Raw genomic sequence first — 14843 nt, 5'->3', positions numbered from 1 at the left:
TTTGCATCAAATACATAAAAACCCGAATCTTTTGATGCACAGAAAACACAAGCCTCATACAATACAACCCAGGCGTTACCTGTGAGGTCAAACCCGCAGGCAGACTGCAGATTACTGGTTAACACCAATCTGTATCGCACCATTTGTCTCCTCCACCTCCTCTAATGGTGGATTCAGCCCCTAGCTCCTGAGCTAGGGGCTTTTTTTCGTGCCTGCTCATCCTGCTTCTCAGAGCAGCAGCATGCACCTCTTGAGCGAGTACTGCAGCGCAGCAAGCAAGCGCCTATCATGGTCGGCTTCCATGCACCCGGCAGGCTGATTACCCTGGCTCTGGTGCTCTGCTTTCGATTTGCACCATGACTCAAGCCCTGACCCCTGCCGATTATCTGACTCGCATCCTCAATGCACGCGTCTATGACGTGGCCGTGGAGTCGGATCTGGACATTGCCAAGAACCTCAGCCGCCGCCTGCACAACAAAGTGCTTCTGAAGCGCGAGGACCAGCAGCCCGTGTTCAGCTTCAAGTTGCGCGGCGCCTATAACAAGATGGCCAATCTGACGGCCGAGCAGCTGCAAAAGGGCGTGATCTGCGCCAGCGCGGGCAACCATGCCCAGGGTACGGCGATGAGCGCCAAGAAGCTGGGCTGCCGCGCCGTGATCGTGATGCCCACCACCACGCCCCAGGTGAAGATCGATGCCGTGATCGCCCTGGGCGGCGAGGCGGTGCTGGCCGGGGAAAGTTACTCGGACGCCTACAAACACGCCGTCAAGCTCCAGAAGTCCGAGGGCCTGACCTTTGTCCACCCCTTTGACGACCCCGATGTGATTGCCGGCCAGGGCACCATCGCCATGGAGCTGCTGCGCCAGTTGCAAAAGCTGGGCAGCCAGCGTCTGGATGCCATCTTCGTGCCCATCGGCGGCGGCGGCCTGATTGCCGGCATTGCCAACTACATCAAGGCCGTGCGCCCCGAGGTGAAGGTGATCGGCGTGCACACCAAGGACTCGAACGCCATGATGCAGTCCGTGCAGGCGGGCGAGCGCGTGGAACTGGCCGATGTGGGCCTGTTCGCCGACGGCACCGCCGTGAAGCTGGTGGGAGCGGAAACCTTCCGTGTCACCCAGGGCCTGGTGGATGACTATGTGACCGTGGACACCGATGCCGTCTGCGCCGCCATCAAGGACATCTTCACCGACACCCGCTCCATCGTCGAGCCCTCGGGCGCCCTGGGCGTGGCGGCCATCAAGCAGTATGTGGCCAAGCACAAGACCAAGGGCGAAACCTACGCCGCCATACTGAGCGGCGCCAATATGAACTTCGACCGCCTGCGCTTTGTGGCCGAGCGCGCCGAAGTCGGCGAGGAGCGCGAAGCCCTGTTCGCCGTCACCATCCCCGAAGAGCGCGGCAGCTTCAAGCACTTTTGCGAGGTGGTGGGCAAGCTGCCCGGCGGCCCGCGCAACGTGACCGAGTTCAACTACCGCATCAGCCACGACAGCAAGGCCCATGTGTTCGTGGGTCTGACCACGCCGACAAAGGGCGAGTCCGAGAAGATCTGCAAGAACTTCCAGAAGAACGGCTTTGAGGCGCTGGATCTGACCTTTGACGAGATGGCCAAGGAACATCTGCGCCATATGGTGGGTGGCCACTCGCCGCTGGCACAGGACGAGCGCCTGCTGCGCTTTGTCTTCCCCGAGCGCCCCGGCGCGCTGTTCAAGTTCCTGAGCCTGATGGCGCCGACCTGGAATATCTCCCTGTTCCACTACCGCAACCAGGGCGCCGACTACGGCCGCATTCTGGTCGGCATGCAGGTGCCTGCCAAGGACCACAAGAAGTTCGACAGTTTCCTCAAAAACCTCGGCTATCCCTGGGTAGAGGAAACCGGCAATCCTGCGTACCAGTTGTTCCTGAAGTAAAACAAAAAAAGGAGTTGCTACCGTATTCCCCACAATGATTTCAGATAGAAAAGAATCTGAAACATAGGAATACCAAGCGAAACCAGCTCCTTTTTTATTCGCAACACCATGCAAGCCCTGCGCCACTATCTGCTGGCCGTCCAGTTCTTCAGCCGCATCCCCGTGGCTGGACGTCTGGCGGCCTGGGTGGGCTGGAGCCCCGAGATGCAGCGTGCCAGCGCCGCGCATCTGCCGGGCGTGGGCTGGCTGGTGGGCCTGTGGGCCGCGCTGCTGCTGGCAGCCCTGCTCTGGCTGCTGCCGGCAAGCCCCTGGTCGCCGCTGGCGGCCGCGCTCATCAGCACCGCCGGCACCTTGTGGCTGACCGGCGGTTTTCATGAGGACGGCCTGGCCGACGTCGCCGACGGGCTGGGCGGCCTGGTCCCGCCCGAGCGCGCGCTGGAGATCATGAAGGACTCGCGCATAGGCGCCTATGGTGTGATGGCTCTGCTCATGGCACTGCTCACCAAGGTCGTGCTGATCGCCCTGCTGCTGTCCGTCATGCAGCCGTTCTGGGGACCGGCGCCGGTACTCATCCTCGTGTGCTGCATTCATGTGCTGTCGCGCTTTGCGCCGCTGGTGCTGATGCGCGGCCTGCCCCACGTCGGCCTGGCCGCGAGCAGCAAGACCCTGCATATCGCGGGCAGGCAACTGGGCTGGCAAGGCATGCTGACCGGCGGCCTCTGGTGTCTGCCGGCACTGGGTCTGCTGGGCTGGCTCGGCGTCTGGAGCTTTGCGCCCAGCCTGCTGGCTGCCATGCTGGTCACCACCTGGCTGATGAAGCGCTGGTTGCTGCAGCGCCTTGGCGGCATGACGGGCGACTGTCTGGGCGCCTGCCAGCAGCTCAATGAGCTGGCGCTGCTGCTGGCCAGCTGCATCTATCTGCGCCAGCTGCTATAGAACGGCCATGAAGACACTATGGCTGGTGCGCCACGCACGTCCCTTGATCGATACCGAGCGCTGTTATGGCCGCCTCGATATCGCCGCCGATGCAGAGGCCACCCGGCAAGCTGCTCAGACCCTGCAGCAATCTCTGCAGCGCCTGCATAGCAAGCTGCAGATCCGGCACTCGCCGCTACAAAGATGCAGGCAGTTGGCGTTGGATCTGCAGGTACTGGAGCCGGATTTCGTCTCCACCCCCGACGGCAGACTGCTGGAGATGGACTTCGGCCATTGGGAAGGCTTGCGCTGGAATGACATCGGCGAAGCTGCCATCGGTGCCTGGGCGCAGGATCTGGCGCGGCACGCACCCGGCGAGGGCGAATCACTGGCACAGATGCTGCAGCGCGTCCACGAGGCGCTGCAGGACGCGCTCAGCAGCGACAGCGAACATATGGTGTGGATCTGCCATGCCGGTGTGGCACGCTGTGCGCAGTGGCTGCTGCAACATGGCCGCCGGCTGCCGCAAAGCCATGAATGGACCTTGCCGGCGCCCGCCTATGGACAGTGGCTGCAGCTCGAACTCAGTTGAAGCTGGCCATGGGCGGCCTGGGCAATTGCAGCACCGTGCTGGCCGGCCCATTGGCAGGGCCCAGTCGCGCTTCGCGCGCCGCCAGAGATTGCAGAATCACGCCATCCTCCACGGCTTCACCTACACGCACGGCCTTGCTGCCCTTGCCTTCCACGGCGATCACCGCGGCACCGCCACCTGTTTCGTGCCCTGCCAGCACCCCCAGCAGCGCATAGCGGCTGGCCACTGGCGCGGCCACGGCGGCAACAGGCGCGGCGACCGCCCCCAAAGCCTTGGCCATGGCCTGGACATTGGCCTGTACCGGCTGCGCAGGCGGGACGACATGTAACTGCTCACTGCCACTGCCGACGAACCGGAGTGTCCAGAACACCACCACCGCAGCGGCAATCGCCCACAGCAGCAGGGTCGTGAGTTTGACCGGCATGGAAAGGCCCTGACCGGTATTGAAAGATTGCAGTCGCATTCGACGATTATGATGGTGCAATACTGCATTTTTCCTACAGTTTCCAATGAGCACCAACTGCCGTCATCCGATGTCTGCTATTCGCCACGCCGCATCGCGCGGCTTTACCCTGATCGAATTGATGGTGGTGCTGGTCATCATTGGCGTGCTGGCAGCGCTTATCGTGCCCAATGTGCTGGACCGCGCCGACGATGCGCGCGTGACCGCAGCCAAGACCGATATCGCCAATATCAACCAGGCGCTCAAGCTCTACCGCCTCGACAACCAGCGCTATCCAACGGCCGAACAGGGCCTGCAGGCGCTGGTAACCAAACCAACCACCGGCCCCGCTCCGCAGAACTGGAAGCCCTACCTGGAAAAGTTGCCCAATGACCCCTGGGGCAATCCTTATCAATACCTGAATCCAGGCGTGAAGGGCCCCATCGACATCATGTCCTTTGGCGCTGACGGCAAGGCCGGCGGCGAAGGCAAGGATGCGGATATTGGCTCCTGGCAATAGCAATGAGCCCCCACGCTCCCTCACAGCGTGTGGTCGCTGCCCCCAGAGGGGGCCCTGACCGGCTGGTGCCGGGGTTTGCCTTGGGGCGGCCCGGCGGCAACCCCGCATGCATCAAATGCCTGTAAAGCCGGCGCGCTCAGCCACAGGGACAGCCAGCAAGGGCCGCCCCGCAGCACAGGCTGTCGTCCCCCGGGGGGGAAGGCGCGCAGCGCTTCAGGGGGGATTCACACTCTTGGAGTTACTGGTGGTGATTTCCATCATGGCGCTGGCGACGGCGGGTGTGAGCCTGGCCATACGCGACAGCGGCGAGCAGCAGCTCGAACGCGAGGCCCAGCGTCTGGCCACCTTGCTCGAATCGGCACGCGCCCAGGCCCGTACCAATGGCGCCCTGGTGGTCTGGCGCCCGATGCCGCAGGGCTTCCGGTTTGAAGGCCTGCCACCCAACGTCAAGATGCCCACTCAATGGCTGCAGACTCCTGTGCTGGTGCAGCCCAATACACCCGTGGTGCTGGGACCGGAGCCGCTGATTCCAAGGCAGAGCATTACCTTGTCACTGCCCGGCAGCAACTCGGCGCCACTGCGGCTGGCCACCGACGGGCTGCGCCCGTTCAGCATTCAAAATCTGCAGGTGACGCCATGAAGCCCGCCCTGCTGCAGCGCGGCTTCACGCTGATCGAGGTACTGGTCGCGGTCGGTATCGTCGGCGTCACCCTGCTGGCTGGCCTGCAGGCCAGCAGCGCCCTGACGCGCAACGCCCAGCGCCAGTCCGACGTCATCCTGGCCCAGCTCTGCGCGCAGAACGAACTGGTGCGACTGCGCCTGTTCAATCAGATGCCTGCCGTCGGCGACACCACCATCCAGTGCCAGCAGGCCGGCAGACAGATGCAGGTACAGCTCAGCGTGCGCCCTACGCCCAACCCCAGCTTCAGGCGCGTGGATGCCCAGGTGTTTTCCGAAGCGGCTGCGGTGCTGCGCGTCTCCACCATCGTCGGTCGCTACTGAATCATGAGCAGCATGCGCAACAGAAACCAAGGTTTCACGCTGATCGAGCTGCTGGTCGCCCTGGCTGCCATGGCCCTGCTGTCCATCATGAGCTGGCGCGGCATCGACGGCATGCTGAGGGCGCAGGAAGTGACACGCGAGCAAGGTGAGCAACACGCCGTCATGCAGACCGTGCTGGCCCAGTGGAATGCCGACCTCAACGCGCTGATGCCGCTGCAGGGTCGCCAGGTGCTGGACTGGGACGGCCAGGTGCTGCGCCTGACGCGCAAGACCAGTGCAGCCGTCGACAACGGGGCGCTCATCGTGGCCTGGAGCCGTCGCAATGTCGATGGCCGCTTCCAATGGGTGCGCTGGCAATCGCTGCCCGCGCGCACGGTCAGCGAATGGAACGATGCCTGGAACCAGGCGGCCCAATGGGGCCGCAATCCTTCCAGCGACCAGATGCGCCGCGAGACCGTGCTGATCCCGCTTGATCTGTGGCGCGTCTACTACTACCGCAGCAACGCCTGGACCAATCCGCAGTCCAGCGATCAGGGCAGCGATGACGGCAGCAGCGTCGGCAGCGACGGCAACCCCGTGCTGCCGGTCGTGCCCGACGGCATACGCATAGAACTGACACTGCCCCCAGGCCGCGCGCTCAATGGAGTGATGACGGTGGACTGGGTCAACCCGCTGCGCTCGAACTCCAGATCATGAAATCCCCCCTGAGTCGCTTCGCGCCTTCCCTCCAGAGGGACAACGCCATCGCTGCGGGGCGGCCCATGCTCGGGGTTTCCGGCTTGGGGTGCGCCAGTTTCCGACGCGCGCGCCAGCGCGGTGCAGCACTGCTGGCAGCCATGCTGACGGTGGTGCTGGTTGCCACCCTGGCCTCGGCCGCGCTCTGGCAGCAATGGCGCGATGTGGAAATCGAGACCGCCGAACGCAATCGCGTGCAGGCCAACTGGTTGCTGCTGGGCGCGCTGGACTGGTCGCGCGTGGTGCTGCAGGAGGACTCGCGCGCCAACCGCAGCAACCCGGTCGATCATCTGGGCGAGCCCTGGGCGGTTCCGCTAAAGGAGGCTCGCCTGTCCACATTTCTGGCAGCCAAGAACAATGTCAGCCAGGTCAATGACGGTCTTGCCGACATGCAGGACGCTTTTCTCTCGGGCGAGATCGTGGATCTGCAGTCGCGCCTGAATCTGCGCAATTTGCTCAGCGGGGCCGACTCGAGCGTGAAGGAGGAGAACCTCAAGCCTTTTCTGCGCCTGTTCGAGCGCCTGGGTCTGCCCGGCAGCTCCGTCATGCAGATCGCCACGGCCTTGCAGCAGGCCCTGCGCGGCAAGAGCCAGGCTGCGGCGCTGATGCCGCGCACCGTCGGGCAACTGGGCTGGCTGGGCGTCGATCCGCGCATCATCGCGCGCATCGAGCCCTATGTCTCGCTGTTGCCCGAGCGCACCATGGTCAATCTCAATACGGCCAGCGCCGAGGTCATCTGGGCCAGCACCGAGGACCTGGACTGGGCCCGCGCCAACCAGCTGGTGCAGTTGCGCGACGCCTCGCCTTTCAAGTCCCTGAATGCAGCGGCTGCGGCCATAGGGCTGACCGGCGTCTTCAACAGTGCCATGCACTCCGTGACCACCAGCTATTTCGAAGCCCGCGGTCGCCTGCGCCTCGGGGACAACGTCTTGAGCCAGCGTTCACTGATTCAGCGCAAGGACATGAACGTGACTACCCTGTGGCAGGAGCACGCCGACTGGGGTATGCCCGCAGTTGCCAGACCCTGACACCCTGATGTCACACTGCCCCCATAGAATGCTGCATCTTCCCTCATGAGCACATTGCTAATACAGCTGTCGGCGAAGCACGCCAACTCCGCCACGGAATATCTCTACGTCCTCAGCGACGATGGCCAAAGCATTCAGCGCAGCGGCCAGGCTGCGGCGTCCCTGCTGCCGGCCACGGGCCGCGCGGCCCAGATCACCGCCGTCATCCCGGTCGCTCAGCTGTCCTGGCATGCCGTCACCCTGCCTCCAGGACTGAATGTGCAAAGCCGGCGCCAGCAGCGTCTGCGCGTCGTGCTTGAGGGTTTGCTGGAAGAAAAGCTGCTCGATGAGCCGTCCTTCATGCACCTGGCACTGGACGCTGGCTCGGCGGCGGGTCAGACCTGCTGGGTGGCTGCCTGCGACAAGGGCTGGCTGCAATCCCATTTGCAGGCCCTGGAACAGCATGGTCATGCCGCCAGCCGTCTGGTGCCCGAACAATGGCCAAGCAGCAAGGCCCAGCTGCTTCTGTCGGGCGACAGCACCCAGCCCCAGCTGAGTGCCACCGGACTGGATGCACAAGCCTGCCTCGTCGTCCTGCCCCAGCATGCCGATGCCGGCCTGTTGCAGCCACTGCTGGCTCGCCTACCCGAGGATCTGCCGGTGCTGGCCGAACCCCATCTGGCACGCAGCGCGGAGACACTGCAGCGCCCGGTCAGTATCTTCACCGCCGCCCAGCGGCTGCTGCAAAGCCATGGCTACGCAGGCGACCTGGCCCAGTTCGATCTGGACCTGGGCGGCAGCACCCGCGCCAAGCGCCGCCTGCTCGATGCCTGGCATGGTTTTGCCAAGGCTCCGCAATGGCGTGCTGCGCGCTGGGCTGCAGGCATTGCCGTCGTCGCCCAGTTGGTCGGACTCAACGCCTGGGCCTTCAGGGAAAACCGTGCCATCGAACTGCGCCAGCAGCAGGCCAAGCAGGTACTTCAGACCACCTTCCCTCACGTGCCCGTCATCATCGATGCTCCGGTACAGATGCAACGCGAACTGGATCTGCTGCGCAGCAACTCCGGCGCACTGTCCGCCAGCGACCTTGAAGCCCTGCTGGCCGCAAGCGCCGGCATTCAGGGCGTGCAGAATGCCAAGAGCCTGCAATACCAGGACAAGCAGTTGCGTATCTCGGGTCTGGACCTGAGTCCCGAAGCAGTGGGCGACGCACAGCAAAGCCTGCAGGCCAATGGCTATATGCTGCAACGCGAAGGAGCAGATCTGGTGCTGAGTGCAAAGGCTAGGCCATGAAGCAGAAAAACGCCTTGAAAACCGCATTGGCTCCGCTGCGCCAGCGCTGGAGCGTCCTGGCCCAGCGCGAACAGAATCTGTTGCTGATCGCCGCCAGCGTCGTGCTGCTGGCCCTGCTCTGGTGGGTGGCACTGGCACCGGCCCTGCACAGCCTGCGCACGGCCCCCGCACGCCATGCGGCAGCGGAGCGCGAGCTACAGAACATGCTGCAGATGCAGGCCCAGGCCGAGCTGCTGCGCCAGCAGCCGCAGGGCAATAGCGCTGATGCGCGCACGCAGCTGGAGCAGTCGCTCAAGACCGAACTCGGCAGCAGCGCACAGTTGCAGTGGCTGGGCAACCGTGCCCAGGTCAGCCTGAGCAATGCCGCCGCTCCCGCCCTGGCCCGCTGGCTGGCACAGGTGCGTGACAACAGCCATGCCTCGGTGGCCGAGATGAAGCTCAACCGCAATCTCGGCGAAAGCGTCGACGGCGCTGCCGTCACACGTTGGAGCGGCAATCTACTGCTCGACTTGCCCGACAACGCAGGTGTACAGAATTAGCCGCGACCATGAGCCTGAGCACCTCACGCACCACCAGCAAAGCCTCGCGCAGACCGCGTGAGCCGGGCGATCCGCGTTCGCCGCGCCGCTGGGCAGTGGGCGGTGCCTTGCTGGGTGCTCTGCTGACGGTGCTGGTCCAGGCTCCGGCGGCCTGGCTGGCCGCAGGCGTGCAATCGATCACAGCCGACCAGGTACAGCTGCAGGAGCCGCGCGGCACGCTCTGGCGCGGCTCGGCCAGGCTGGTGCTCACGGGCGGCAAGGACAGCCAGGACCAGAGCAGCCTGCCCACGCGCCTGAACTGGACACTGCGACCCGGCCTGAGCGGCGCCAGCATCAGCCTGCAAAGCGATTGCTGCACCAGCACCCCGATGCTGGCGCAGTTGCAGCCGGGCTGGAACGCCATGACGGTGCGCTTCAAGGACAGCGTGCTGCAACTGCCCGCCGACATGCTGGCCGGCCTGGGCACGCCCTGGAACACCGTGGCCCTGCAGGGCCAGTTGCGCCTGTCCACCGTCGGGCTGACGATGCAATATCGCGCCGGCCGGGCTACCAGCCAGGGCCTGACGCGGCTGGAAGCGCTGGCCGTATCGTCCAGGCTGTCGTCGCTCAAGCCCCTGGGCAGCTACCGCCTCGATATACAGGGCGGAGACAATGCCCAGCTGAATCTGACCACGCTGGGCGGCGACCTGCAGCTCAGCGGCCAGGGCCAATGGGTGGGCTCGCGCCTGCATTTCAGTGGCGAAGCCTCTGCCAGCCCCGAGCGCGAAGCCGCTCTGTCGAATTTGCTCAATATCTTGGGGCGCCGCCAGGGTGCGCGCTCCATCATCACCTTTGGTTGACACATGACTCAGCATTCACGCACCGCCTGGCAAAACACACTGCATTCGATAGCTGTTGCCTCGCTTGCCGTCTGCATTTCAGCACCTATTCATGCTCAAACCCAGAGCGGACAAGCGAATGCCACTCCCAGTTTGCGACCTGGCGAGCCGGTCACGCTGAACTTCACCAATGCCGATATCGAGGCCGTGTCGCGCGCCATGGCAGCCATCACCAATCGCAATGTGGTGGTGGATCCGCGCGTCAAGGGCCAGATCACGCTGCTGACCGACAAGGCCGTCTCGCCTGCCACTGCCTATCAGCAATACCTGGCGGCACTGCGCATGCAGGGCTTCACGGTGACGGAGTCGGCAGGTCTGTTCAAGGTGATTCCCGAAGCCGATGCCAAGCTGCAGTCCAGCGAGGTCTCCGTCGGCCAGGGCGGACGCGGCAGTCAGGCTGGCGGCGGACAGATCGTCACGCAGATCTTCAAGCTCAACTACGAGAACGCCAACAATCTGGTGCCCGTGCTGCGGCCGCTGATCAGCCCCAACAACACCATCAACGTCAACCCCGGCAACAACTCGCTGATCATCACCGACTACGCGGACAATCTGCAGCGCATCTCGCGCATCATCGCCAGCACCGATGTATCCAACGCCACCGATGTGGAAGTCATCGCGCTGCGCCATGCCGTTGCCGCCGACATGGTGGCCCTGGTCAACCGTCTGATGGAAGGCGGCTCTGCCACCGCAGGCGGCGTGGTCCAGGCCGGAGCCGGCGCGGCAGCAGGCCTGGCGGACACCAGCTTCCGCACCTCCATACTGGCCGAGCCGCGCAGCAACTCGGTGCTGATCCGTGCGGCCAACCCGGCCAAGCTGTCGCAGATCCGCTCGCTGATCGCGCGTCTGGACCAGCCGGCCATGACGGGCAACGGTGACGACGGCAACATCCATGTGGTGTATCTCAAGAACGCCGACGCGGTGTCCCTGGCCGCCACGCTGCGTGCCGCCATCAACGCCCAGACCAGCGCCAGCACCGCCCTGGGTGGCCAGCCGGGCATGACGGCAGCCGCCGGCTCGACCACGAATGCAGCAAGCTCCCAGCCCGTGATCTCGCGCGGCACGGACGGCAGCGCCACCGTAGGCCTGGGCGGCGGCAACAGCGGCCCCAGCTCGCGCTTCGGCACGGCCCAGCAACCCTCCACGGGCGGCATGATCCAGGCCGACCCCACGACCAACTCGCTGATCATCACCGCCCCCGGCCCGCTGTACCGTCAATTGCGCACCGTCATCGACAAGCTCGACGGCCGCCGCGCCCAGGTGCTGATCGAAGCACTGATTGTCGAAGTCTCGGCCGACAAGGCGGCCCAGCTCGGCGTGCAGTGGAGTTCGGTGATCCGCAACAACGGCCGCGTGCTGGGCGTGCTCGGCAACGGTACTTCCATCAGCGGCATCTCGAACATCTTCGGCCTGTCGGGTGCCGTGGGCAATCTGGTCAACGGCACGCCTCTCACCGACAGCCAGGCCTCGGCGATCGGCGGCATGAAGGGCATGAACCTGGGCTTCACCCAGAACGTCAACGGCAACACCAGCCTGGGCGCCCTGGTCAACCTGATGCAGGGCGACGGCGACACCAACATTCTCTCCACGCCCAATCTGATGACGCTGGACAACGAGGAGGCCAGCATCATGGTGGGCGAGAACGTGCCCTTCCCCACAGGCTCCTATACCAACACCGCCGGCACCTCGGGCTCGGTCAATCCCTTCACCACCTATGAGCGCAAGGACGTGGGTACGCTGCTCAAGATTCGTCCGCAGATCAACGAGAACGGCACCATCAAGATGGCCGTCTACCAGGAGAACTCGGCGGTCAAGCAGGGGACGGCGAATGCACAGTCCGGTGCCACCACCACCAAGCGCTCCATCGAGTCGAATGTGCTGGTTGAGGACGGCGCCATCGTGGTGCTGGGCGGCCTGATTGCCGACGAATACAGCCAGAGCCAGGAGCGCGTGCCGCTGCTGGGCGACATTCCCTTGCTGGGCAATCTGTTTCGCAACACCAGCCGCGAGCGCAAGAAAACCAATCTGATGGTGTTTCTGCGCCCCACCGTGCTGCGTGACGCCAACTCCACCAGCCAGCTCTCGCAGGACCGCTATGAGTCCATTCGCGGCATGCAGCAAACCGTGCAGCCCGACCCCAATCTGCTGATGCGCAATGTCAATGCCGCGCCCTTGCTGCCCGCATCCAGCGGTGCTGCACCGGCGAGCGTGCCCAATGTGGCCATCGTTCCCGGGGCCAAGCCCGAGATCGTGGACTTCACGCGCCCGGGTCAGCCCACGGTGAACGGCCAGCCTGTGACCGTGACGCCTGTGACGCCCGCCACCCTGCCCCCGGGCACCCTGTAAGCGAAGGCCAGGCATGCGCTACCCCCTGCCCTATGGCTTTGCCCGCAGCAGCCAGCTGCTGATCGAGGATGACGGCCAGGAGCCCGTGCTCTGGCATGGTCCGCAACCCGACTGGTCGGCCATCTCCGAAGTGCAGCGCAAGCATGCGGTGCAACGCTGGCAGTTGCTGGACAGCGGCGCGCTGGCCCATCGCATCAGCGCGGCCTATGCGCAAAGCGACTCCAGCGCCGCCATGGTGGTCAGCGAGGTCGAGTCCGACGCCGATCTGACGCGCATGATGCAGGACCTGCCAGCCGTGGAGGACTTGCTGGAAACCGCCGACGACGCCCCCATCATCCGCATGCTCAACGCCCTGCTCACGCAGGCTGCGCGCGACGGTGCTTCGGACATCCACATCGAGCCCTACGAGCGCCATTCCAGCGTGCGCTTTCGCGTGGACGGCGATCTGCGCGAGGTGGTTCAGCCCAATCGCGCCCTGCACGCCGCCCTGATCAGCCGCCTGAAGATCATGGCCGATCTGGACATTGCCGAGAAACGTCTGCCCCAGGACGGGCGCATCAGCCTGCGCCTGGGCACGCGAGCCATTGACGTGCGCGTCTCCACCCTGCCCAGCGCCCACGGCGAGCGTGCCGTGCTGCGCCTGCTGGACAAGAGCGAGAGCAAGCTCAGCCTGGAAGCCGTGGGCATGGGCGGCGAGACGCTCAGGCGCTTTACCCATCTCACGGCACAGCCGCACGGCATCGTGCTGGTCACCGGCCCCACGGGCTCGGGCAAGACCACCACGCTCTACGCCGCGCTGCAGCGCATGGATGCCAGCCACAGCAACATCATGACGGTGGAAGACCCCATCGAATATGAGCTGGCCGGCGTGGGCCAGACCCAGGTCAACGCCAAAATCGAGCTTACCTTTGCCAAGGCCTTGCGCGCCCTGCTGCGCCAGGACCCTGACGTGATCATGATCGGCGAAATCCGCGACTTCGAAACCGCGCAGATCGCCATCCAGGCTTCGCTCACCGGCCACCTGGTACTGGCCACGCTGCACACCAACGACGCACCCAGCGCCGTCACCCGCCTGATCGACATGGGGGTCGAGCCCTTTTTGCTGTCCTCATCGCTGCTGGGAGTGCTGGCACAGCGCCTGGTACGCAAGGTCGACCTGAGCGAGCCCAGTGGCTACCGTGGCCGCACCGGCATCTTCGAGCTGCTGGCCGTGGACGATGCGATTCGCGCCCAGATCCATCGCGGTGCCAGCGAGGCCGAGATCCGCGAGACTGCCATGGCTGCAGGCATGCAGCTCATGCGCGAGGATGGCGAACGCCTGGTTCGCGAAGGCATCACCACGCAAGCCGAGGTGATGCGCGTCACGCGCGACTGAGGACCCGAGACTCACTCGCGCCAGCGCAGCATGGCAGGCCCCGTGAGCAGCACGCGCACGAAATCGGCCTGCCGCCCCACACCGACCTTGAGCGCCGCCGATTTGAATTGCGAACGCGCGGTATGGATGGACAGGCCCTGTCTCTCGGCGAACTCCTGCAGGGTCCAGCCATTGATCAGCGCCTGGGCCAGTTGAGCCTCTGCCAGCGTGAGCCGATAGAGATTGCGCAGCAAATCCTGCAGCGAAGGAATGCGCAGCGCCGGATCGCTGATCAGCAGCATGGCAGCACTGCGCTCGCCATAAGGGCTGCTATGTATGGGCAAGGGCGACACCATGACCTGCAACTGCTGTCCGGCCAGCCCTGTGAAGCGGCTGGCCCGCCCGTGGTGCAACGCCTTGCCCAGCCCCGTGGCAACACAGTCCCGCATGGCTTTCTGCAGCCAGCGCTGGTCTGCGGCATTGGTGGCCTGCAGGCTCTCGTCGGCCGCGCGATACATCAGCTGGCTTTGCTCCATCAGGCGCAAGGCCCGGCTGCTGGCATGCATCACGGCCGCACGTTCGTCCAGAAGAACCACGCCTACCGGCAGATCCTCCAGTACGGCCAGCGATGCATTCAGCAATGCCTGGGTACGGTACAGGCGTCGGTGAATTGCAAATGCGCTCTGCAGGTGCGGCATGAGCTGCTGCACAAGGCCCAGCTCTTCGGCGCTGTAGGCACCCACGGCATGCGGCCTGACAACGGTGATGTTGAACGATCGGTCATGCTGATTGTCGACCACGGCCGCGCAGGAATAGAACAGGTCCTGAGGTCGCAGCCAGTCGCCATACCACTCGGTACCGGGCAGGTTCCGGTCGGGAAACAGTGTGGAGGAATTCACCACCGTGCCCGGTCTATGCAGACTCTGGTCCTGCAGCCAGACATTGCACTGACAGTAGTGCGTGGCAAAGCTTTCCAGTTCGGCGGCGGCAAAGCCCTGACTGGCGCCGAAAGTGCCAAAACCCCCGTCCAGATCCACCGTCCGCTGCGCAAAGTCGTTGGCCCAGATGACGCTGGCCGGTGAACGCAGGGCCGCGCCGAACAAGGCCAGAAAGCCCTGCCAGCGCGCCGGCTCCAGTGCCGACTCGTAGATGGCCGCAATCAATGCGGGCAACCGTTCCTGCAACATCAAAGGCAGATGCGCTACCGCCATAGAGCCTCCTTCCAAGGCTCGCCACAGCAAGCACCTCATGGAGCTTCGCTGGGGATTCATTTCATTTACTCACACTTTGAAATAGCTGCAAACCCTTCA

At 64.5% G+C, this 14843-nt stretch carries 15 protein-coding genes; 13 read left to right on the top strand and 2 right to left on the bottom strand.

What is annotated here, in order from left to right; all coding sequences use genetic code 11:
* Positions 1 to 356: 356 nt before the first annotated feature.
* The 3 genes from ilvA (at position 357) to AAIL66_RS12260 (ending at position 3417) form a co-directional block, all read left to right on the top strand.
* Complete coding sequence (ilvA, locus tag AAIL66_RS12270; protein WP_034381497.1) at positions 357 to 1910, top strand: threonine ammonia-lyase, biosynthetic; 1554 nt, start codon at positions 357 to 359, stop codon at positions 1908 to 1910.
* Positions 1911 to 2018: 108 nt separating this feature from the next.
* Positions 2019 to 2846 (top strand): adenosylcobinamide-GDP ribazoletransferase, encoded by an 828-nt coding sequence (locus AAIL66_RS12265; RefSeq protein WP_343496856.1) that lies wholly within the window; start codon positions 2019 to 2021, stop codon positions 2844 to 2846.
* 7 nt (positions 2847 to 2853) lie between these two features.
* A complete protein-coding gene (locus tag AAIL66_RS12260) occupies positions 2854 to 3417 on the top strand; it encodes a histidine phosphatase family protein (RefSeq protein WP_343496855.1) in 564 nt (187 codons plus the stop codon).
* Here AAIL66_RS12260 and AAIL66_RS12255 read toward each other — a convergent pair.
* Entirely contained in the window at positions 3410 to 3880 is a 471-nt protein-coding gene (locus tag AAIL66_RS12255) for a general secretion pathway protein GspC (RefSeq protein WP_034357363.1), read from the bottom strand. The two genes, AAIL66_RS12260 and AAIL66_RS12255, sit on opposite strands and share 8 nt — an antisense overlap.
* 70 nt (positions 3881 to 3950) lie before the next feature.
* Here AAIL66_RS12255 and gspG point away from each other — a divergent pair, with 70 nt between their 5' ends.
* The 10 genes from gspG to AAIL66_RS12205 all read left to right on the top strand — a co-directional run bounded on the left by gspG (position 3951) and on the right by AAIL66_RS12205 (position 13554).
* Complete coding sequence (gene gspG, locus AAIL66_RS12250; RefSeq protein WP_083994671.1) at positions 3951 to 4379, top strand: type II secretion system major pseudopilin GspG; 429 nt, start codon at positions 3951 to 3953, stop codon at positions 4377 to 4379.
* A 259-nt stretch (positions 4380 to 4638) separates the two neighbouring features.
* Positions 4639 to 5019, top strand: a complete 381-nt coding sequence (locus tag AAIL66_RS12245) for a type II secretion system protein GspH (protein ID WP_232096946.1) — start codon at positions 4639 to 4641, stop codon at positions 5017 to 5019.
* Positions 5016 to 5381 carry a type II secretion system minor pseudopilin GspI gene (gspI, locus tag AAIL66_RS12240; RefSeq protein WP_034357356.1) on the top strand — a complete coding sequence of 122 codons (366 nt, stop codon included), beginning with the start codon at positions 5016 to 5018 and terminating at the stop codon, positions 5379 to 5381. Before AAIL66_RS12245 ends, gspI begins: the two co-directional genes overlap by 4 nt.
* A 3-nt stretch (positions 5382 to 5384) precedes the next feature.
* The gene (locus tag AAIL66_RS12235) at positions 5385 to 6077 is read left to right on the top strand and encodes a prepilin-type N-terminal cleavage/methylation domain-containing protein (protein ID WP_080746943.1); all 693 of its coding nucleotides are present in this window, start codon (positions 5385 to 5387) and stop codon (positions 6075 to 6077) included.
* Positions 6078 to 6142: 65 nt separating this feature from the next.
* Positions 6143 to 7144, top strand: a complete 1002-nt coding sequence (gene gspK / locus AAIL66_RS12230) for a type II secretion system minor pseudopilin GspK (RefSeq protein ID WP_343496883.1) — start codon at positions 6143 to 6145, stop codon at positions 7142 to 7144.
* A gap of 45 nt (positions 7145 to 7189) precedes the next feature.
* On the top strand, positions 7190 to 8416 hold the full coding sequence (gspL, locus tag AAIL66_RS12225; RefSeq protein ID WP_343496854.1) for a type II secretion system protein GspL: 1227 nt from the start codon (positions 7190 to 7192) through the stop codon (positions 8414 to 8416).
* Positions 8413 to 8955 carry a type II secretion system protein GspM gene (gspM, locus tag AAIL66_RS12220; protein WP_343496853.1) on the top strand — a complete coding sequence of 181 codons (543 nt, stop codon included), beginning with the start codon at positions 8413 to 8415 and terminating at the stop codon, positions 8953 to 8955. Before gspL ends, gspM begins: the two co-directional genes overlap by 4 nt.
* Before the next feature lie 8 nt (positions 8956 to 8963).
* Positions 8964 to 9794: a type II secretion system protein N gene (gene gspN, locus AAIL66_RS12215; RefSeq protein WP_343496852.1), complete on the top strand. Its 831-nt coding sequence runs from the start codon at positions 8964 to 8966 to the stop codon at positions 9792 to 9794.
* Between the two features lie 3 nt (positions 9795 to 9797).
* Positions 9798 to 12179, top strand: coding sequence for a type II secretion system secretin GspD (gene gspD, locus AAIL66_RS12210; RefSeq protein ID WP_343496851.1), 2382 nt, complete (start codon positions 9798 to 9800; stop codon positions 12177 to 12179).
* Positions 12180 to 12192: 13 nt separating this feature from the next.
* Complete coding sequence (locus AAIL66_RS12205; protein WP_034357344.1) at positions 12193 to 13554, top strand: ATPase, T2SS/T4P/T4SS family; 1362 nt, start codon at positions 12193 to 12195, stop codon at positions 13552 to 13554.
* A gap of 11 nt (positions 13555 to 13565) precedes the next feature.
* Here the strand turns inward: AAIL66_RS12205 and AAIL66_RS12200 are convergent, their stop codons facing one another.
* Positions 13566 to 14744 carry a helix-turn-helix transcriptional regulator gene (locus AAIL66_RS12200; protein WP_034357343.1) on the bottom strand — a complete coding sequence of 393 codons (1179 nt, stop codon included), beginning with the start codon at positions 14742 to 14744 and terminating at the stop codon, positions 13566 to 13568.
* Positions 14745 to 14843: the final 99 nt, after the last annotated feature.

The organism is Comamonas sp. F1-6, assembly GCF_039581415.1.
GTDB classification, from domain to species: Bacteria; Pseudomonadota; Gammaproteobacteria; order Burkholderiales; family Burkholderiaceae_C; genus Comamonas; species Comamonas thiooxydans.
Note: the sequence above shows the minus strand (reverse complement) of the source record. Positions and strands in the feature narration are given on the sequence as shown.

Excerpts from the sequence above, each read along its gene's own strand:
- AAIL66_RS12235 (WP_080746943.1), top strand. The coding sequence starts at position 5,385 with ATGAGCAGCATGCGCAACAGAAACCAAGGTTTCACGCTGATCGAGCTG.
- ilvA (WP_034381497.1), top strand. The coding sequence starts at position 357 with ATGACTCAAGCCCTGACCCCTGCCGATTATCTGACTCGCATCCTCAAT.
- AAIL66_RS12265 (WP_343496856.1), top strand. The coding sequence starts at position 2,019 with ATGCAAGCCCTGCGCCACTATCTGCTGGCCGTCCAGTTCTTCAGCCGC.
- gspM (WP_343496853.1), top strand. The coding sequence starts at position 8,413 with ATGAAGCAGAAAAACGCCTTGAAAACCGCATTGGCTCCGCTGCGCCAG.
- AAIL66_RS12245 (WP_232096946.1), top strand. The coding sequence starts at position 4,639 with ATGGCGCTGGCGACGGCGGGTGTGAGCCTGGCCATACGCGACAGCGGC.
- gspG (WP_083994671.1), top strand. The coding sequence starts at position 3,951 with ATGTCTGCTATTCGCCACGCCGCATCGCGCGGCTTTACCCTGATCGAA.
- AAIL66_RS12200 (WP_034357343.1), bottom strand. The coding sequence starts at position 14,744 with ATGGCGGTAGCGCATCTGCCTTTGATGTTGCAGGAACGGTTGCCCGCA.
- AAIL66_RS12205 (WP_034357344.1), top strand. The coding sequence starts at position 12,193 with ATGCGCTACCCCCTGCCCTATGGCTTTGCCCGCAGCAGCCAGCTGCTG.
- AAIL66_RS12255 (WP_034357363.1), bottom strand. The coding sequence starts at position 3,880 with ATGCGACTGCAATCTTTCAATACCGGTCAGGGCCTTTCCATGCCGGTC.
- AAIL66_RS12260 (WP_343496855.1), top strand. The coding sequence starts at position 2,854 with ATGAAGACACTATGGCTGGTGCGCCACGCACGTCCCTTGATCGATACC.
- gspN (WP_343496852.1), top strand. The coding sequence starts at position 8,964 with ATGAGCCTGAGCACCTCACGCACCACCAGCAAAGCCTCGCGCAGACCG.
- gspK (WP_343496883.1), top strand. The coding sequence starts at position 6,143 with ATGCTCGGGGTTTCCGGCTTGGGGTGCGCCAGTTTCCGACGCGCGCGC.
- gspD (WP_343496851.1), top strand. The coding sequence starts at position 9,798 with ATGACTCAGCATTCACGCACCGCCTGGCAAAACACACTGCATTCGATA.
- gspI (WP_034357356.1), top strand. The coding sequence starts at position 5,016 with ATGAAGCCCGCCCTGCTGCAGCGCGGCTTCACGCTGATCGAGGTACTG.
- gspL (WP_343496854.1), top strand. The coding sequence starts at position 7,190 with ATGAGCACATTGCTAATACAGCTGTCGGCGAAGCACGCCAACTCCGCC.